19 protein-coding genes are annotated in these 18722 nt (G+C 36.2%); 6 read left to right on the top strand and 13 right to left on the bottom strand.

The window, feature by feature from the left end; genetic code table 11:
* Positions 1-50 precede the first annotated feature (50 nt).
* The 3 genes from ACZ2V4_RS06705 to ACZ2V4_RS06695 form a co-directional block, all read right to left on the bottom strand.
* Complete coding sequence (locus ACZ2V4_RS06705) at positions 51-998, bottom strand: L-lactate dehydrogenase (RefSeq protein WP_012656074.1); 948 nt, start codon at positions 996-998, stop codon at positions 51-53.
* 27 nt (positions 999-1025) lie between these two features.
* Positions 1026-2621 (bottom strand): L-lactate permease, encoded by a 1596-nt coding sequence (locus tag ACZ2V4_RS06700; protein ID WP_490514649.1) that lies wholly within the window; start codon positions 2619-2621, stop codon positions 1026-1028.
* A gap of 270 nt (positions 2622-2891) precedes the next feature.
* Positions 2892-4097: a NupC/NupG family nucleoside CNT transporter gene (locus tag ACZ2V4_RS06695; RefSeq protein ID WP_219493616.1), complete on the bottom strand. Its 1206-nt coding sequence runs from the start codon at positions 4095-4097 to the stop codon at positions 2892-2894.
* Positions 4098-4355: 258 nt separating this feature from the next.
* On the opposite strand from ACZ2V4_RS06695, the gene ACZ2V4_RS06690 reads away from it, so the two are divergent.
* Positions 4356-5642 carry a D-alanyl-D-alanine carboxypeptidase gene (locus ACZ2V4_RS06690; RefSeq protein ID WP_420494085.1) on the top strand — a complete coding sequence of 429 codons (1287 nt, stop codon included), beginning with the start codon at positions 4356-4358 and terminating at the stop codon, positions 5640-5642.
* Between the two features lie 170 nt (positions 5643-5812).
* Here the strand turns inward: ACZ2V4_RS06690 and tcaB are convergent, their stop codons facing one another.
* Positions 5813-6994 carry a putative multidrug effflux MFS transporter TcaB gene (gene tcaB, locus ACZ2V4_RS06685; RefSeq protein WP_490514648.1) on the bottom strand — a complete coding sequence of 394 codons (1182 nt, stop codon included), beginning with the start codon at positions 6992-6994 and terminating at the stop codon, positions 5813-5815.
* A 125-nt stretch (positions 6995-7119) separates the two neighbouring features.
* Between tcaB and ACZ2V4_RS06680 the strand changes: the two genes are divergently transcribed.
* The 4 genes from ACZ2V4_RS06680 (at position 7120) to ACZ2V4_RS06665 (ending at position 11402) form a co-directional block, all read left to right on the top strand.
* Complete coding sequence (locus ACZ2V4_RS06680) at positions 7120-8571, top strand: NAD-dependent succinate-semialdehyde dehydrogenase (protein ID WP_420494082.1); 1452 nt, start codon at positions 7120-7122, stop codon at positions 8569-8571.
* Between the two features lie 107 nt (positions 8572-8678).
* Positions 8679-9104 (top strand): MarR family winged helix-turn-helix transcriptional regulator, encoded by a 426-nt coding sequence (locus ACZ2V4_RS06675; protein WP_219493611.1) that lies wholly within the window; start codon positions 8679-8681, stop codon positions 9102-9104.
* Positions 9105-9119: 15 nt separating this feature from the next.
* Positions 9120-10292, top strand: coding sequence for an MFS transporter (locus tag ACZ2V4_RS06670; protein ID WP_241427467.1), 1173 nt, complete (start codon positions 9120-9122; stop codon positions 10290-10292).
* A 63-nt stretch (positions 10293-10355) separates the two neighbouring features.
* Entirely contained in the window at positions 10356-11402 is a 1047-nt protein-coding gene (locus ACZ2V4_RS06665; protein ID WP_419895269.1) for an SDR family oxidoreductase, read from the top strand.
* A gap of 34 nt (positions 11403-11436) precedes the next feature.
* Here the strand turns inward: ACZ2V4_RS06665 and desA are convergent, their stop codons facing one another.
* From desA to ACZ2V4_RS06630, 7 genes are all read right to left on the bottom strand, one after another.
* Positions 11437-12450 (bottom strand): Delta(5) desaturase DesA, encoded by a 1014-nt coding sequence (desA, locus tag ACZ2V4_RS06660; protein ID WP_219493608.1) that lies wholly within the window; start codon positions 12448-12450, stop codon positions 11437-11439.
* Between the two features lie 241 nt (positions 12451-12691).
* On the bottom strand, positions 12692-13702 hold the full coding sequence (gene moaA, locus ACZ2V4_RS06655; RefSeq protein WP_219493607.1) for a GTP 3',8-cyclase MoaA: 1011 nt from the start codon (positions 13700-13702) through the stop codon (positions 12692-12694).
* Positions 13683-14294, bottom strand: coding sequence for a molybdenum cofactor guanylyltransferase MobA (gene mobA / locus ACZ2V4_RS06650; RefSeq protein ID WP_219493606.1), 612 nt, complete (start codon positions 14292-14294; stop codon positions 13683-13685). The genes moaA and mobA overlap by 20 nt, the downstream gene beginning before the upstream one ends.
* Positions 14295-14528, bottom strand: coding sequence for a MoaD/ThiS family protein (locus tag ACZ2V4_RS06645; RefSeq protein WP_219493605.1), 234 nt, complete (start codon positions 14526-14528; stop codon positions 14295-14297).
* A gap of 4 nt (positions 14529-14532) precedes the next feature.
* A complete protein-coding gene (locus tag ACZ2V4_RS06640; RefSeq protein ID WP_219493604.1) occupies positions 14533-14973 on the bottom strand; it encodes a molybdenum cofactor biosynthesis protein MoaE in 441 nt (146 codons plus the stop codon).
* Positions 14960-15439 (bottom strand): molybdopterin-guanine dinucleotide biosynthesis protein B, encoded by a 480-nt coding sequence (mobB, locus tag ACZ2V4_RS06635; RefSeq protein ID WP_219493603.1) that lies wholly within the window; start codon positions 15437-15439, stop codon positions 14960-14962. Before mobB ends, ACZ2V4_RS06640 begins: the two co-directional genes overlap by 14 nt.
* Positions 15433-16677: a molybdopterin molybdotransferase MoeA gene (locus ACZ2V4_RS06630; protein ID WP_219493602.1), complete on the bottom strand. Its 1245-nt coding sequence runs from the start codon at positions 16675-16677 to the stop codon at positions 15433-15435. The genes mobB and ACZ2V4_RS06630 overlap by 7 nt, the downstream gene beginning before the upstream one ends.
* A gap of 62 nt (positions 16678-16739) precedes the next feature.
* On the opposite strand from ACZ2V4_RS06630, the gene moaC reads away from it, so the two are divergent.
* A complete protein-coding gene (gene moaC, locus ACZ2V4_RS06625; RefSeq protein ID WP_219493601.1) occupies positions 16740-17216 on the top strand; it encodes a cyclic pyranopterin monophosphate synthase MoaC in 477 nt (158 codons plus the stop codon).
* Here the strand turns inward: moaC and ACZ2V4_RS06620 are convergent, their stop codons facing one another.
* On the bottom strand, positions 17217-17717 hold the full coding sequence (locus ACZ2V4_RS06620) for a MogA/MoaB family molybdenum cofactor biosynthesis protein (RefSeq protein WP_219493600.1): 501 nt from the start codon (positions 17715-17717) through the stop codon (positions 17217-17219).
* An 11-nt stretch (positions 17718-17728) separates the two neighbouring features.
* The gene (locus tag ACZ2V4_RS06615) at positions 17729-18718 is read right to left on the bottom strand and encodes a ThiF family adenylyltransferase (protein WP_219493599.1); all 990 of its coding nucleotides are present in this window, start codon (positions 18716-18718) and stop codon (positions 17729-17731) included.
* Between the last annotated feature and the right edge of the window lie 4 nt (positions 18719-18722).

Raw genomic sequence — 18722 nt, 5'->3', positions numbered from 1 at the left:
TACCGTCCAGGGTTTATCCATTGCATTCAATTAATCATTGATTAAATTATTTAGCTGAAAAATGGTGTTTGAATCGCTTTTAAAGTTTCTACTGATTTTGCAAATTTTTCTTTTTCTTCTGTATTTAATGGTGTTTCTAATACTTCTCTGATGCCGTTTCTGTTAATAATCGCAGGGACACCGATATATACATCGTCATGGCCATACTCACCATTTAATTTCGCAGATACTGTCAGTACAACGTTCTCATTATTTAAGATTGCTTTAGAAATACGCATTAAGCCCATTGCAACACCGTAATAAGTGGCACCTTTAGCTTTAATAATTTCGTAAGCCGCATCACGCGTATTGACAAATATTTCTTCTATCAGTTTCTGTTTTTCAGGATTTTCATTTAAAATATCATAAAGTGAATTACCTGCAATATTTGTACCGCTCCATACCGCTAATTCTGAATCTCCATGTTCACCGATAATATAACCGTGAACACTGTTAGGAGAAACGTTAAACTCTTGACTTAATAAATGTCTAAAACGTGCAGTATCAAGTATTGTACCAGATCCTATAACTTGATTTTCTGGTAATCCAGAGAACTTTTGGACAGCATATGTTAATACATCTACAGGATTCGTTGCAATTAAGAAGATACCGTCAAATCCACTTTTCATAATCTCATCGACAATGGATTTAAAGATTTTCATATTCTTACCAACTAAATCTAGTCGTGTTTCTCCAGGTTTTTGTGCTGCTCCCGCACAAATAACAATTAAAGATGCATCATGACAATCTTCATACGTACCATATTTAACTTGCATTGGACTCGGTGCATAAACGACACCGTGATTCAAGTCCATCGCATCACCTTTAGCTTTATCTTCATTAAGATCGATGATCACAAATTCATCACAAGCACCTTGGTTTAACATCGCAAATGCATAACTAGATCCTACTGCACCATTACCAACAAGAACTACTTTATTGCCTTTAAATTTTTCCATCTTTATCTCTCCTTTAATAATAATTGATTAAAGTACTAAACTAAGTGCGAATGTCCAAATACAAACAAATACAAGTAATGCAATACTATATTTCAATGTCATACTTAATAGCTTCGATTCTTGACCAACTTCACCAACAGCTGCAGTAGCAATCGCTATAGATTGAGGAGAAATCAACTTCGCCATAACACCACCTGCTGTATTCGCTGCAACAAGCAACGCTGGATTTGTGCCAATCGTATGACCTGCTGTTGCCTGGATAGAAGCAAATAGAACATTGTTATTTACAACAGAGCCTGTCATAAATACCCCAATCCAACCGAGTACAGGTGAAAGTAGCGGGAATATTGATCCTGTTTTGGCAATGGCCTGACCCATCGCTACAGTTAAACCACCATAAGTTGTTAACTTCGCAATCGCTAAAATTGCACAAATTGTAATAACTGGTATCCATAGTTCTTTAATTGTTAATCCAAGTAATTCAAATGCTTTACCAAAATTGATTTTAGGTGAAGTGACGATGGTAATTAGAACTGCAAGCAAGATCGCTGTCCCTGTCGCTCCGATTAAATCTAGTTTCAGCATTACACCTTTTTGCAATGTTTCATTGAACGTTCCTGGCATCTGGAATGTCAGAATCGATTTCTGTAATATGCCACCTTCTGCAAACAGTGCTTTAAATGCAGGTAAGCTCCATAAAAGTACAAGTGCTGTCAAGAAGATGAAGGGGCTCCAGGCTGAGATAATCTCCTTAATAGGATGATGTGCTGTTTCAACTTGATCATCTGATAATCGGAATATATTCTTCGGCTGCCATTTGTTACAGAATATCGCCAATGCTGCCATCGCAAGTAAAGATGGAATAATATCTGCAAGTTCAGGTCCCATAAAGATTGTAATCAACACTTGTGTAACTGCATAAGTTAAACCTGAAACTAAAATTGCCGGTAAAGTTTCTTTAATTCCTTTCATACCATTTAATACAAATACGAGGATAAATGGAATAGCAATATTTGTTATAGGGAGTGTATACACGGTCATCTGTGACACGTCCATTGCCGTAACGCCACCTTTTAAGCCTAGTGTATTCACTATTCCTACCGGGATACCGATTGCTCCAAAAGCTCCAGAAGCGGCATTAGCAATCAAACAGAACATCGCAGCTTGAAGTGGCTTAAATCCAAGTTGTACAAGTAACACTGCACAAATTGCGATAGGCACTCCAAACCCAGCTGCACCTTCAAGGAAAGAATTAAAACAAAATCCAATAAGCAATAACTGAATGCGCTGGTCAGGTGAAATTCCAGAAATAGAATCTTGAATAATCTTAAACTTACCACTTTCTACTGACACTTTATAAAGCCATACTGCCATAATAATGATGTAACCAATCGGGAACAATCCTTGAACAACACCTTCAGTTACGCCTCCTGCAGCGACTGCTCCAGGCAATTTAAAAACGAATAAAGCAATAACTGCTGTTACTACAAGCGTAATCAATGCTGCATTTATCCCCTTCATTTTAAAGACGGTTAAACATAACAAAAACAAGATAATCGGTACTGCTGCAACGATAGCTGATATTGCTAAGTTACCGAATGGATCAAACGAACTGACAAACATAAGACATTCTCCTCTTCCTTTAATATAAAATAATCATAATATCATGAAATGAACTGTTGTATTTTATTTAAATATTTTTTATCACAGTTTTATAATACTACCTGTATAGAGGGATTGCAATAGTTTTGTGATTATTTTCACAAATAATACAGAGAAAGCGATTCCAATCAGATTAGAGATTTTACTTTATATATTTACGATAATCAGCTACTTAAACATAAAGAAATAAATAAAGAGGACTGAGACTTAATGTCTCAGTCCTAAATTTTCTTACCAAGTAAATAATCCAACAAATGCTGCAGACAGTAATGATACTAAAATACCTGATAGTAACATCATCGGTACATATTTACTTACGAAATCAGAAGTTTTCTCATTAACAATACCTTTTAAGGTTCCAATGATCATACCAATAGTTGAGAAGTTAGCGAATGAAATCAAGAATGTTACAAGTACTGCTGTCATATGCGGTGAAAAAGATTTTAGTTGATCTTTAACCCCTAACATAACAACAAATTCATTAGTGATAATCTTTGTGGCCATATGACCACCGACAACTTTCGCTTCTGCCCAAGGTAGACCTAAAAGCATCGCAAACGGCGCCATAATCCATCCTAAAATAATACTTAATGTTAAATTACCTGGGAATAATCCTAATAGCATATCAATAAAATGCGCTAATGATACAAATGCGATTAAGAATGCGATAATAATTAATATTAATTTTCCTGCTCCAAGTACTGAATCCCCTAAGAAGGAGAAGAACGGCTGACGTTTTTCAGCTTTAATTTCAACAACATAATCTTCTTCAGGAGTTAATTTAACTGGATTTAAGATTGTCGCTATGATGATTGCATTGATTATATTTAAAGGAATTGCAGTTAATACTAATTCTCCAGGCACCATAGAGATATATGCACCAACGATAGAACCTGAAATACAGCTCATAGACATCAATGCAATGGTAAGGACACGTGCTTCGTTCATTTGTCTTAATTGTGTATTAGATACCGCTAAAGCTTCTGTATTTCCTAAAACCATCATCTCAATAGAATAAAATGATTCAAATCTCGGTTGCCCTGTAACCTTACCGATTACCCAACCCATCCATTTAATGATAAATGGTAATACCCCGATATACATTAAAATATCAAAAAGCGGTACTACGAAAAGAATAGGCAGCAAAGCTGAAACAGCCATATCCATCTTACCAGGACCAGGTGCAGTAAAGCTTGCAAATGGCATTCCGATACCAAAATACGCTGCTTGTAACATCCAACTAAACGCATCTGCTACTTTTTGAACACCGATTCTGCCGTATGGGAATTGTGTAAAGAACCACGCTAAAAATAAATTAAGCACTAACATGATTATGATTGATTTCCAGTCGATGTTCTTTTTATCACGAGAGAACAAGAATGCAACAAGAATAAAAACTAAGATACCAACAATGTTCAATATTAAATAAGTATTCATCTTTTCCACCTTTAATTTAATTTTACTTTCATGATTATAACATTGTTTTTTTGATTTAAGCACACTTTTTCACAATAAAAAACGAACTTTTGTTCGTTTATATAAGCTTTTTAGTCTAAAAATCGAATATTGAGGCATTTTGGCTAGCGATAGTATAAGTAACATTTGCTTTTTTATTTTTATAATATAAAATTTATAGTCTTCAATAATTATGATAGAATAAATCTATATTTTTAATAAATAAATCGAGGTCAAAGAATGAAAGTTTTAAACCGTGTCTTATCATTTTTAATAATTTTTTTATTTTTATTTTCATACCCAGCACTCGCTAAAGAACCTTATGAAATTGCAAATGATGCTGGAAATTATATTGATGCATCATATAACCCTAAAGGAACTATTGTAATAGCACAAAAAAATGGTCAAGTACTCTATTCAGATGATATCGATACGAAATGGCCCCTTGCTTCAATGTCCAAATTGATGACACTATATCTATTATTGCAGGAAATGGATAAGGGTGAGATCACTTACAGTACTAAAGTTAAAGTAACGGATAAATTTTATAATATTTCAAAGTTACCCGCATTAAGTAATAACAAACTGAGATTAAATGCAGTTTATACCGTTGATGAACTTATGCCAATCATGCTGACAAATTCAAGTAACGCAGCTACATATATGTTATCCAGTCTCGTAACAGAAAATGATTCTGAATTCATTGATATGATGAATCAAGAAGCTAAAAGACTCGGTATGAACAGTACGAAGTTCTATAATCCTGTAGGTGCACCTAATAACTTGCTGAATGAATATAAAGCAAAGAAATATCCGCAAAATGAAGATAATATATCGAGTGCTAAAGATTATGCGATACTATGCCAGCACCTCGTGAGTGAATATCCAGAAATACTGAAATATACGAAGAGCGTCAATGTTACTGTAAAAAAAGGTACCATCGATGAAGAAACCTTTCATACATACAATCATTCATTAGAAGGCGCTAAACTTGGGTATAAAGGGGTTGACGGTCTTAAAACAGGTTCGAGTGATACGGCCGGCTTCAATACCGCAATAACAGGTACGAAAAATGATATGCGTATCATACAAGTGATGATGGGTGTCGAAAGCTGGTACGACCCACCAGCAGAATTTAATAGAAATATTATGGCCAATGCAATAATGGACAAAGTATATAATGAATATGCATATAAGAAAGTACTCGCTAAAGGCGTACATACAATTAATGGTCAAGAATTATATGTGCACTCAGACTTATATGACATTGTTAAGAACGATACAAAAGGATCATTCCAGTTTAAGGATGGCAAACTTTCTTATCACTACAAACGTGCATTTGTCTCAAATGAATACCATGCTCCAACTGTTAAAGCTGAGGATAACAAGAAGTATGAACAACGTCTATTCTTCCAGGAAAATATGTGGTGGATTGTTTTAGTAAGTACTGTATCCATTATTACTGGACTATTGTTACTGTTGTATTATTACAAGCCACATCTCTTTAGAAATTTATGGGATGAGTAATAGGACACTGTCAACTTAAATAAGAAAGCATTATAATCCGTATCTAAAAGATGCATCTCAAGTATGATGAGATGCATCTTTTTCATGATATTCTTTTGAAAAGGGAGATTTATAATGAGGCAGCTCTAAGTATAATAAAAAGAGGTTTCTTTTATTTGTCGTATATTGCATTAAATTTCAATATTTTCCACCCAAATAGCTCTAATACTTTGCGCAAGAACGGTACATGTAATAATGATAACGATAAATGGAATAATCGAACTTTCCCCCATCACACCAACTAGGGGTGATAGTATACCACCAATTAAGAACTGCATTAGTCCCAATATTGCCGATGCACTGCCAGCACCCTGATTCTGTACTTGCATTGCGATAGAAAATCCAGTCGTTCCTATCATACTAACCGGTGTAATCATCAGGAAGAATGCAGCACATAGCATCCATACCGGAAGATGGAGCACCAACACTATTACTGTAAGTATCATGCCAACGAACTGAATATTTTGTCCTAGCTTCAATATCTTCAGTTCATCCATTTTATTTACAAGTTTAGCGGTTAACTGACTGAATACAATTAAGCCTATGCCATTCAATGCAAATAAATAACTGAATTGCTGTGCATTCATATCATATATTTTCTGGGTAATAAATGGAGACCCAGCAATATAGCTGAACAATACACCATATGTTAGTGATTGAAGCATCAACATCGTCACAAATGCTTTATTTGTCAGCAATAATTTAAAGTCTTTCCAAATTGATTTCAATGCGCCTTCATTCCTGTTATATTTCGGTAAGCTCTCCTCTAAAGTAAGTGCTAAGAGTACCATCAATACACCATAAATTGCTAAAATATAAAAAACAGTATGCCATGTAGATATGCTCAATATAACGCCACCAAGTACGGGAGCAAGAACAGGTGCAAGTCCATTAACAAGCATCAGCACTGCTAAAAACTTCGTTAAATCTTTCCCTTTATATAGATCACTTGATATCGCTCGTGACAGTACAGCTCCTGCACCACCACAAAATCCTTGAATAAATCTAAAGAAAATAAGCCATTCTATCGTAGCTGCACGCGCAGCAAAGTAAGAAAATAAAGCATATCCAATAAGTGCGATAAACAACGGTTTCTTTCTCCCTGTAACATCACTGATGGGTCCTACTATAATCTGACCTACTGCTAAACCTATCATACATGCAGTCAGACTGAGCTGAGCATAGGAAGCGCTTGTGCTAAGATCATCTGCTACACGTGGTAAAGCAGGCAAATACATATCTAATGATAATGGTCCAAAAGCTGCTAGTAATCCTAATGTTAATATGAGTATGAGCTTATTATCTTTCTTCATATACTTCCTCCAATGTTTAATATAAATTACTATACTAGATTTCCTACAGTAAGCATATGATTTGTTTAATCATCCATAAAAAGGGTAAATATAGATATAACCAATTTATTGAAAGAAGGTATATTATGACGAACGTAATCAATGAATTACACACAGATTTATATATAAATGGAGAATGGGTAACAACCCAGGACAAGAAAGATGTCATAAATCCGGCAACTGGTGAAACAATTGCACAAATCGCACAAGCTAACGAAGCACAAGTAGAAGAAGCGATTCAAACAGCTCATGAAGCTTTCTCTGGCTGGAAAGCACTTGAACTTAAAGAACGTGTTACTTATCTCCATAAAATTGCTGACTTATTAGAAGAAAATGCAGATCGTCTTGCTGAAATTATGACGTTAGAACAAGGAAAACCTTTGAAAGAATCTAAATTAGAAGTACTTTCAGGAGCTGAAAGCTTTAGATGGAATGCCGAAGAGTCACGTCGTCTCTACGGTGAGCTTATCCCTGCACCAAACAATCATAAATATGAAATTATTTATGAACCAATTGGAGTCGTTGCGGCGATTACACCATGGAATTTCCCATCTGGTATGATTACACGTAAAATTGCACCAGCACTTGCAGCAGGAAATACAATTGTTCTTAAACCTTCAGGAGATACTCCTTTATCAGCGCTCGCGATATTTGAATTATTCGAACAAGCAGAGCTTCCTAAAGGTGTAGCAAATATTGTTATGGGCAGTTCTAAAGAAATCGGTCAGGCATTTACTGATTCTAATAAAGTAAATAAGATTACTTTTACCGGTTCTACACCTATTGGTAAAGCATTATACGAGCAGTCAGGCCAGACTTTAAAGAAAATGTCTCTTGAGCTTGGAGGCCATGCTCCATTTATCGTTCATGAAGATGCTGATATCGAGGCAGCTGTAAAAGGTCTAATAGCTGCAAAATTCCGTAATAATGGACAAGTTTGTATTGCACCTAACCGAATATTTGTTCATAGTTCTATTAAAGATAAATTTATGGATAAGCTTGTTCCTGAAGTGGAAGCACTTAAAGTTGGCAATGGCTTAAATGAGGAAAGTGATATCGGACCATTAATTCGTGAAGATGCTATTGATAAAATCAAGCAGCAGATCGTGAATGCTACAGATAAAGGGGCAACACTTGTCACAGGTGGTCATAGACTTACTGAGGGTGAGTATTCAAACGGTTTCTTTATACAACCTACTATATTAGATCATGTTAATAAAACAATGGATATTTTCTATGAAGAGACTTTTGGACCTGTAATTCCTATCATTACATTCGATACGATCGAAGAGGCTCTCGCTATGGCTAATGATACAGAGTATGGTCTTGCAAGCTATGCATATGCAAGTGATAGTTCTATTATTCAGCAAATTTCTAGAACTCTAGAATATGGTATGGTCGGAATTAATGAAGTTGCAATCTCAAATCCAGAAACGCCATTCGGTGGTGTAAAACATTCAGGATTTGGTCGAGAGAATTCTCATCTCGGTATTAAAGAGTATGTAACAGCAAAATTTGTAAATACACAATTTCTATAAAAAAAAGATGGCTTCTATGCCATCTTTTTTTATTTACAAAAGCTCTGTATTCTTTTATACTTATATAGTTAGTTAGGCTAACTATATAAAAGAGGTGGTGACTTCCTATGACAAGAGCACTACAGCAAATGCAATTATTTGATCACATCCTTGCTCTAAGGAAAGCATATGTTGATCATATGAACAAATCGTTAATTCAGTTCGGTCTGTCCTCCGCTCAATGGCTTGTCCTAAAAATTATTGTGCTCAAACAATCTACGACACTAGTAGAAATCGCTAAGCTACGTAATATAGAAAAGCCCACAGCAACAAAAATAATTCAGTTTCTTATTCAATACGAATTTATTGAGAGTACAGTTGGACAAGATAAGAGGTCCAGATTACTTACCCCTACCGCTAAAGGACACACAACTTATGAAGAGGTCATGATAATGATAGAGACTGTTCAAACCAATTATTTAAAGAATATCGATTCTGACACATTACTCATTATTAACGAGGCACTCTCGTCAATTGAAATTACTGAAGAATAGAAAGGATTTGTTATATTGGAAGAAAAATTATGGACTAAACCATTTATCATGGTTTCTTTGATCAATTTTATATTAATGTTATCAATGTTTTTATTACTTGTTACAATCGGTGGATACGCAGTTGACGAGTATCATGTCTCTACGAGTACTGCCGGCCTCGTATCTGGAATCTTTATTGTCGGGAGCTTATTCGGAAGATTCTGGGCTGGGAAAAATATTGACATTTTAGGTCAAAAGAAAGTGCTCGTAATTGGCGTACTCATATTTACGATTACAACTGCCCTCTACTTCGCATCGTTCAACTTACCATTACTTCTTGCAATACGTTTTTTAAATGGGATGGGCAATGGCATTGCCTCTACAGCTACAGGGACCATTGCTGCATTTATCACGCCAATAAAGCGCCGTGGCGAAGGTATCAGTTACTTTAGTATGAGTACAGTGATGGCAACTGCTATTGGACCGTTTTTGGGATTATCATTACTTCAGGTTATTTCCTTTAGACAACTCTTTATTTTCTGTTTAGTCCTTGCAGTTATCGGACTATTAATGGTGCCTCAAGTTAAAGTGAACCACGAAGTAAAATCTATGAACTCACACGCGCCGAAAGGCTTCCATGTTTCAGATTATATCGATCGTAATGCAATCCCTATTTCAATTGTTGTTCTTATTTGCTGTACAGCATATTCAAGTGTACTCAGCTTTATTTCATTTTTCACAAAAGAGAACAATTTGATTACTGCAGGAAGTTTCTTCTTCCTTACTTATGCACTAGTTGTACTGATATCCCGTCCAATCACAGGTAAACTTATGGATAGAAAGGGTACGAATATCGTGATGTACCCATCACTCATCTCCTTTTTCCTTGGATTATTGTGTTTAAGTATCACGCATGCTTCCTGGACTTTAATATTAAGCGCTGCATTGCTAGGATTTGGATACGGCAACTTTCAGTCTATTGCACAAGCAACAGCAGTTAAAGTTACAGATCATGAAAAGATGGGTCTTGCAACGAGTACATACTTTATCTTTTTAGACTTTGCGCTTGGATTCGGCCCTTATATATTAGGACTATTTATCCCGATGCTTGGGTTGCATGGCTTGTATCGTTACATGAGCATCCTAGTAATTATCGGAATGGTTGCATATTATATGCTGCATGGCAGGAAGGCACATCTTTATTCTTAAGTTTTTTCATATCTCTTTACTCTAGTTGCAAATTACTGCACAATATAATTTAGGATTAAATTTATGGATGTGAACAATTTGAATATATTTTTAACGGGTGCAACCGGTTTTGTCGGAGCACAACTAATCAATAAGCTGCTACAGAATAATAATCATCATTTGTATATTCTATATCGTGATGAAGCACGTAAGAATAAATTAATTACTAAGGAAAATGAAAGTCGCCTCCACTTTGTTCAAGGTGATATCACCTCGCCTAATTGTGGTCTTGACAAGGATGTTATAAAGCTTCTTCCAGAAATGGATTACTTTTATCATCTTGCAGCATTAGTGAAATTTGATGAAGAACTGCGCAACGATCTATTTAATATCAATTATCATGGAACATTACACGCACTTAACTTGGCAAAGGATTTAAATACAAAGCATTTCTTATACGTATCGACAGCATATACTGTCGGCACAAACGAGTATGCTAAGGAAATACTACATCCAATTGGTACACCAGTAAATAACCCATATGAAGAGAGTAAGATTAAAGCTGAACACGCAGTCGCTGAAAGCGGATTGACATATTCAATTTTACGACCTGCGATTATTATCGGAGATTCTGTGACTGGTGAAGCGGACTCTAAGTTCACGCTTTATGGCTTTATGAAAGCTTTGAAAGTATTTAAACGTAAGATGGACCGTAAAGGATTAATTGGCAAACAGCCATTTCGCTTATTCGCAGATGATAATTGTACATCGAACTTAGTTCCAGTTGATTATGTCGTTAAGGTACTGGCGCATGCTATCTTACATGCACAGCATGAAACAATTTATCACATAACGAATAATAATCCCCCAGAAAATTTAAAGGTGCTTGCAATGATTAAAAATCATTTAGAATTTGACACATTGACTGTCGCACCAACATCAGCACGTTCTACAATGAATGCTGAGGAAGCTGTGCTTAATGGCTTCATCCATGTATTTGAACCATATTTCAAGAAATCTATCGTATTTGAAGAAAATAATACAAAAATGTTGTTAAGCGAAGTAAATGAAACGACACTACAACTTACAGACGAGAATCTAGATTACATTATCGAAGTTTTCTTCAAATAAAAACAAGAATGGAATTAGTTTCCATTCTTGTTTTTTAAATTGTTCTTTTCTTTGCATAATTACGATAATAATCTTTAAATGTGATAAATACCTTTCTTTTCTCATCGTAAAGTTTATATTTAATTGTCTCCAGACTTTGTTTAAATGTGATTGTCGTTGCATACTGCAGTGGTTTAACTTCTTCGTGTGCAGTTTCGAGATAGTAATTTGGAATTCTCGGACTTAAATGATGCACATGGTGGAACCCAATGTTCCCTGTTAACCACTGCAATAATTTTGGTAATTTGTAATACGAACTCCCTTCAACTGCAGCTTTAACATAATCCCACTCTGAATTCTCTTCGAAGTACGATTCTTCAAATGTATGCTGAATATAGAACATCCATATACCAAGCATTGACCCGATAAACATAATCGGTAGAAATACCGCTGCAAAGAATGCAAATCCAAAGTACCAGATAATAGATCCATACACGACCAAGATTGCAATATTATGAAAATACGTATTTAATTTTTCTTTCTGCTTAGCACCTTTACTATTAATTCTGTTTGTAACGAACAATAAATATATCGGCCCTAAAACAAACATAACAAATGGATTACGATACATACGATAACCACGTTGCTTCCACTTACTTGCCGCTTCATATTCATCAATGGTCATCATCCATATATCACCGATCCCCTTCTTATCAAGGTTGCCGCTTGTTGCATGATGAATATTGTGTTCTCTGCGCCATTGCTGATACGGAAACATCGTCAAAAATCCAGTAAAATTTCCCATTGCATCGTTCCACTTCTTATTCTTAAAGAACGAACCATGACAACAGTCATGAAATATAATAAACGTTCGAACTAGGAAGAATGCTGCCACAATACTAACAGCTACTGATATCCATGGAGAAACACTGTAACTTAACATACTTATCGCTACAAGTACTAAATAAGGAACCAGTGTATTTAGCACCTGGACTAAACTTATTTGTAGTGCGGATTTCTCATAAGGCTTAACCATCTTTCTTAACATTAACTTTTTGTCTCTTTCCATAAGTCACCTCTAAATAAAATAATAATGAAACCACGATACCGAAAAGGATTGTCAGTTAATATTATTACCTAGTACTAATTTTATTACTACTCTATTATAACGTTTATTTTGAATAATAAAAGTAAAAAATAGCATATCATCGATTTTTTCGATGATATGCTATTTTAAAATTGTTATATGAATATATATATACTTACACATAGTTTATATCTAATAAAATTATTATATTAAAATAATAATTTTAGCCACCAATATAATTCATATTTATTTTCTTTTTCTTTCTTTGCCTCACAGTTTCGGCAGTACGTTCATCAGAATAACGATCCTGACGCACAGACCATAGTGCAATAAGCTTGTCCTTCAACTCCTGATCTGTCGCACCGCTTCTAATAAATTCTTTCAAGTCATAACCATCTGTTGCAAATAAACAACCAAATATCTTACCATCTGAACTTAAGCGTGTTCTTGTACACGTTGAACAAAATGATTCTGACACGCTTGTAATAAATCCGAGTTTTGCGCCATTATCATGAACATAATATTTCGCAACTTCGCCAAAGTATTTCGGTGGTTCATGCTTAATATTAAAATGCTCTGAAATATGCGTTATCATTTCCTGTTTCGTAATTACTTTATCAAAATTCCAGCCATTGTCATTACCAACATCCATAAATTCAATAAAGCGCAATGTTATTTTTTTATCTTTGAAATACTTGACCATCGGAATCATCTGATGGTCATTCATACCTTTTTGTATCACCATGTTCACTTTAACTTGTAAACCAATAGATACAGCGTGATCAATTTGTTCTAATATTTGATCCGCACTGATACCACGTCCATTTACCGCTTCAAATGTTTCATCAAGCGCGTCTAAACTGACATTTATGCGACGTAATCCAGCATCATATAATGCTTGTCCGTGCTTTTTCAGCAACAAACCATTCGTCGTTAAACCGATATCTTCTATACCTTCTATCGCTTGGATTTCGCGTATTAAGTCCGGTAAATCTCTACGCAATAGCGGCTCCCCACCTGTAATCCTTACTTTCTTGACACCGAGCTGTGCATATACTTTTGCAATACGCGTCAACTCTTCAAAGGACAGTAATTCATCTTTCGGCAGAAAAACATAGTCATCACCAAATATTTCTTTCGGCATGCAATATGTACAACGGAAGTTACAGCGATCTGTTACAGAAATACGCAGATCTCTAATCGGGCGCCCTAATTTATCTGTTATTTGTTTCATTTGTCACCCTCCTTACGTTCTGTAAATCAGTCTTTGTATTAATATTAGCATACCATTCGCTTTCGTCGCTTACTTCTGAAACAGGAACAAACTGTGCCTCAACCGTCAATTGTTTTAATGCATAACGCTTTTGTTTCATACTCTCTTGTATAACAGGTAGTAACGAACGATGATAAATCGCAATTGTGCGATGTACTTGTAAGTCATCCTTATAACACAGCGCATTTACATTTCGTGTATTAAAACAACTAATAAGATAGTCTATTGCTTCTGTTGTTATAAACGGTGTATCAACAGAGACGACGAAGTAACTTTCTGAAATACACGTTTCCATTACAGTGTATATGCCTGACATCGGGCCACAATCCGCTTCGATATCCGTTACTACGTGCATATCGAGTTGCTTCTCTTTAATTTCCTCTTCAAAGTATGAAGTCCTCTGTTTATTCGTGCTCAGAACAATGCACGATACGGTACTTTCTTTAAATGCTTCATATACATGCTCGTAAAATGGCTTACCATCGATTTTGTGAAGGGCTTTATTGCTGCCAAAGCGTGTAGAAGCACCTCCTGCTAATATAACACCGATCATTTAGCCACCACTAACAGGTGGAATTAATGCGACAACATCATCATTATGAATTACATCTTCGTCGCGTACAAACTCTTCATTAACAGCGATTTGAAATTGCTCATCACGTATTACCGGATACGTTTCATATAAATGCTTTCTAAACTGACTTACTTTAACAGGCTCAGCAAACGAAAACTGATCTTCTGTGCGATCCAGTTTTGCTTTAATATGTGCAAAATATAATACTTTCATCATATCACCCCTTATAATTCGGATGGTAACCTCTTTGGCCACCAATCCACTGTTCTCCGTCTTCCCATATTTCTTTTTTCCATATCGGAACAATCTCTTTAATGCGTTCAATCGCATATTCATTTGCTGCATAACTATCTTTGCGATGCGGACTCGATACACAAATCACCACTGCTATCTCTGATACTTCAAGATTACCGATACGGTGAGCAATACTTACTATCGTCTCCGGCCATTTCACGTTTATTTCCTGACCGATCTGTTCTAATTTTTTCTCTGCCATTGGAATGTATGCTTCATATTCCAGATACTCTGTTTTAACACCTTGTGTCCATTCTCTTACGATACCGGTAAACACACATACTGCACCTTGATGTGGCGTTACCGTCATCTTTCTATAATGTTCAACATCAATCGGCATCGTTACGACCTCAAATTGTTTCACGTGTATCACCTACCCAACTTTGTATGAATTTCTTTATCACTTGTTCACTATCAACGGATGTATCTACCATCAGTTTAATATTTTGTAACTGAGATAGCATCTCTTTATCTTCAGCATTGTTGTAAAGCACAATTTTATCGTAATGTGCCTGCTTATAACCTTCTACTAGCACAATATCCTTACACGTTACTTCTTCATCGATAATAGTCTGGAGTTCAATCGATTCATTCTTTCTTAGCTTATGAATATACGCATATCCCTGGACGATGCTTTCATCTGCTCCGTTCTCTATATATGTTATATGATCACGAGTTCTTGGAATATCTATTTCCTGTCCACCAATTTCACCGTGATGTTTAATAACAGACACTTCATAATCGAGTGTTTTCAATTGCTTAATAATACGATTCATCGTTGTTGTTTTTCCAGACTTTTTAAATCCAACGACTTGCAATACTTTTACCATGATGAATCCTCACAAGAAAGTTCTGTTAACAGGACATCTACAGTGTCACCTTGTTTAAACCCTCTCGTTCCCCCAGGTAAAACAATCATGCTATTGCTTTTTGCGATGCCGATCACTGCATTACTCTTATTAAATCCACTCGGCGCTACCGTCATATTACGGTAATCTAAATCCGCTCTTATAAATCTTGTAAATGGATTTGCTTTCGTGAAGTCTTCTGCAAGCGTTGCTTTAACCACAGTCGGATATACTTCGCTCTGACCCATCATTTTACGCAGTACAGGCTTCGTATATAGCTCAAACCCCGTGTAACAAGCGCTCGGGTTACCTGATAATCCAAAAAGAAATTTGTCATGACTTACCGCTACAGTTGTTACACTGCCTGGTCGCATCGCAACTTTGTTGAATAACACTTCTGCTGAAAGTTTGTTATATATTTCAGGCATGAAATCGAAGTCACCGACACTCACACCACCCGTAGTAATTACGATGTCATGTGCATCCAGGGCATCACGCACTACTTCGTATAGCGCATCGAAGTTGTCACCATGAACACGATAGTCTTTCACTTTAATACCCATCGCTTTACAAAGTGATGCAATCATCGGTCCATTTGAATTTCTAATTTTCCCTGGTGCAAGTGATTCATTCATTTCTACAAGTTCTGATCCAGTAGCAATTAGTGCAACAGTCGGCTTATGGTAAACGTTCACGTACTCATACGAGAAGGTCGCCAATACTGCGATTACACCTGCAGTAATTTGCGTTCCTTTCGGAATAACAACTTCACCTTGCTTACATTCTTCACCCTGCCTTGAAATATTTTCACCAGGTGTAAATGGTTTTCTAAGCGTAAAACCCTTTTCTATGAGCGACGTTTGTTCAAGCATAACGACAGCATCTGCACCCTCTGGAATTGGCGCACCAGTCATGATACGTACTGCTTCGTTGTCTTTTAGTTGTGCGTCACTTACATGTCCGGCACCGATATGATCGATAACTTTAAATGCCTTACGCGCATCACCACTTGCACCTTCTGACGCTTCACTTACAATCGCAAAGCCGTCATATGGCGACTTATCAAACATCGGTATATCATATGTTGCAATAATATCTTCAGCTAATGTATAGCCTAAACTATCGGTGTAATACTTATTCGTTACTATTTTATATTTAGCATGCTGTAAACATTTATCTATCGCTTCTGTAACTGGAATGGGTGTACGTTTTTCAAGCATCGTTATCCTACTTTCTCTAAATGTAGTATGATAGTTATAGTATACAAAAAGGAAGTGAAATGATGAACAATTTAACACACTTTAATGAACAAGGACGCGCTAAGATGGTAGATGTATCAGATAAACCTACCTCAACACGCACTGCTGTTGCTAAAACTTCGATTAAAGTAAACGCAGTCATTTATGAGCAAATCATCAACCACAAGAATAAAAAGGGCGATGTGCTTGGCGTGGCACAGGTGGCAGGTATTATGGCTGCAAAGAACACCGCACAAATTATCCCGATGTGTCACCCACTAAATTTAAGTGGTATCGATATTGCCTTTGAATGGGATACGATTGACGGTTATGAAATATTAATCACTTGCACCGTTAAAACGACCGGACAAACAGGTGTTGAAATGGAAGCTTTAACGGGTGCAAGCGCGACGGCACTTACAATATATGATATGACCAAAGCAGTTGATAAAGGTATGATTATCGGTCCAACTTATCTCGAACATAAATCTGGTGGCAAAAACGGCGATTTTAACCGTTAATTACTTATTAAGCTCATGCACAATGTGATGAATCTCTTGTGTAATGAGCTTTTTCATTGCGAGATTTACAGCACCAACTGATCCTGGTATCGAGAAAATTACGGTATTATCTTTCGTACCACATAACGCACGTGAGAGCATCGCTCGTGTACCTACATCTTCTGTATAGCTTAAATAACGAAATATTTCACCGAAACCTTCCAGTTCTTTATCGATAACAGACTTCACTACTTCAATCGTAACATCACGTTTTGCAATACCTGTTCCACCTGTCGTAATAATGACATCCACTTTATCATGCAGTAATTTCATAATGCTCGCTCGAATATCAGCCTGGTCGTCTTTAGCGATCAAGTAATGTTCACGTGAAACATCGATTTCAATACTTTTTAAATGTTCAACAATTGCCTTTCCGCCCTTATCCGTAGCATAATCTCTCGTATCACTTACTGTAATGACACCTACATTTAATTGTTTACGCACATCATTTGAATGTTCCATACTAATCGCTCCTAACCAAATAGTTGATGATAAACTGTCTTGCCTTCCGCCATCGATTGAACTTCATGAATAAGCATACGACCACCTTTAAACCGTACAATCGGATAGCCGTTAAAGTTAAACCGAATAAAATAAGGTGTTTCCTGGACGGTAATAGACAATGATTCTAAATGTTTTAACAATTCTTCATCACTAAACTGTGTGGTAATTTGAACAGTATCTCTCCCGCATAACATCGTTTCATGTGTACGTTTATGCAGTTCTGGATATGTTGCTTGTCCTCCGCACGTCATACACTCATCATCATACATACGAGAAAATTTAAGGGCTGTATGATCCATCTGCCATACATCACCAAACACTAATTTCGCATCAAACGGTGTCCCTGTTAATAACTTTAACGCATACGCCATCTGAAAGCTCGTTGCCATACTTACTGCAGGTTCTATAACACCTACTGTATCACAGGTTCTATTCATGATTGGTAACATACCCATCACACAATTAAAACACGGTGTTTCACCTGGAATGAACGGACATGCCACATAAGTCGACTCTACACACGCACCATAAATCCATGGGATATTATATTTATAAGCGAAATCGTTAATTAACAATCGCGTTTCAAAGTTATCTGTTGCATCTAATATACAATCACATTGCAAAAACGCCGCTTCTAGAAGCGGCGCATCAAGATGATCGATGTAAGTTTCGATTTGTATATCACTTCGGATTGCTTTTAATTCTCTTTCACAAGCAATCACTTTAGGTGTCGAATCAACTGCATCTTGTTCCTTAAATAGTGATTGTCGTTGTAAATTAGAAAGCTCAACATAGTCGCGATCAACAATCACAATTTTATTTACACCGCACCTCGCCATGGATTCTGCAAGATGTGTACCAAGTGCACCGCACCCTACAATCCCGACAGTCTTTTGAGATAATCTCTCCTGACCCTCCTGGCCGATACCATAAAATTTTATTTGTCTGTCATACCGCATATGT

This window comes from Macrococcus sp. CoH-51_TC_04 (assembly GCF_058188655.1).
The sequence above is the reverse complement of the archived record's forward strand: the minus strand, read 5'-3'. Positions and strand labels throughout refer to the sequence as shown.

Bases quoted from the DNA above. Each gene is read 5' to 3' on its own strand.
- ACZ2V4_RS06705 (WP_012656074.1), bottom strand. From the start codon at position 998: ATGGAAAAATTTAAAGGCAATAAAGTAGTTCTTGTTGGTAATGGTGCA.
- ACZ2V4_RS06700 (WP_490514649.1), bottom strand. From the start codon at position 2,621: ATGTTTGTCAGTTCGTTTGATCCATTCGGTAACTTAGCAATATCAGCT.
- ACZ2V4_RS06695 (WP_219493616.1), bottom strand. From the start codon at position 4,097: ATGAATACTTATTTAATATTGAACATTGTTGGTATCTTAGTTTTTATT.
- ACZ2V4_RS06690 (WP_420494085.1), top strand. From the start codon at position 4,356: ATGAAAGTTTTAAACCGTGTCTTATCATTTTTAATAATTTTTTTATTT.
- tcaB (WP_490514648.1), bottom strand. From the start codon at position 6,994: ATGAAGAAAGATAATAAGCTCATACTCATATTAACATTAGGATTACTA.
- ACZ2V4_RS06680 (WP_420494082.1), top strand. From the start codon at position 7,120: ATGACGAACGTAATCAATGAATTACACACAGATTTATATATAAATGGA.
- ACZ2V4_RS06675 (WP_219493611.1), top strand. From the start codon at position 8,679: ATGACAAGAGCACTACAGCAAATGCAATTATTTGATCACATCCTTGCT.
- ACZ2V4_RS06665 (WP_419895269.1), top strand. From the start codon at position 10,356: ATGGATGTGAACAATTTGAATATATTTTTAACGGGTGCAACCGGTTTT.
- desA (WP_219493608.1), bottom strand. From the start codon at position 12,450: ATGGAAAGAGACAAAAAGTTAATGTTAAGAAAGATGGTTAAGCCTTAT.
- moaA (WP_219493607.1), bottom strand. From the start codon at position 13,702: ATGAAACAAATAACAGATAAATTAGGGCGCCCGATTAGAGATCTGCGT.
- mobA (WP_219493606.1), bottom strand. From the start codon at position 14,294: ATGATCGGTGTTATATTAGCAGGAGGTGCTTCTACACGCTTTGGCAGC.
- ACZ2V4_RS06645 (WP_219493605.1), bottom strand. From the start codon at position 14,528: ATGAAAGTATTATATTTTGCACATATTAAAGCAAAACTGGATCGCACA.
- mobB (WP_219493603.1), bottom strand. From the start codon at position 15,439: ATGGTAAAAGTATTGCAAGTCGTTGGATTTAAAAAGTCTGGAAAAACA.
- ACZ2V4_RS06630 (WP_219493602.1), bottom strand. From the start codon at position 16,677: ATGCTTGAAAAACGTACACCCATTCCAGTTACAGAAGCGATAGATAAA.
- moaC (WP_219493601.1), top strand. From the start codon at position 16,740: ATGAACAATTTAACACACTTTAATGAACAAGGACGCGCTAAGATGGTA.
- ACZ2V4_RS06620 (WP_219493600.1), bottom strand. From the start codon at position 17,717: ATGGAACATTCAAATGATGTGCGTAAACAATTAAATGTAGGTGTCATT.
- ACZ2V4_RS06615 (WP_219493599.1), bottom strand. From the start codon at position 18,718: ATGCGGTATGACAGACAAATAAAATTTTATGGTATCGGCCAGGAGGGT.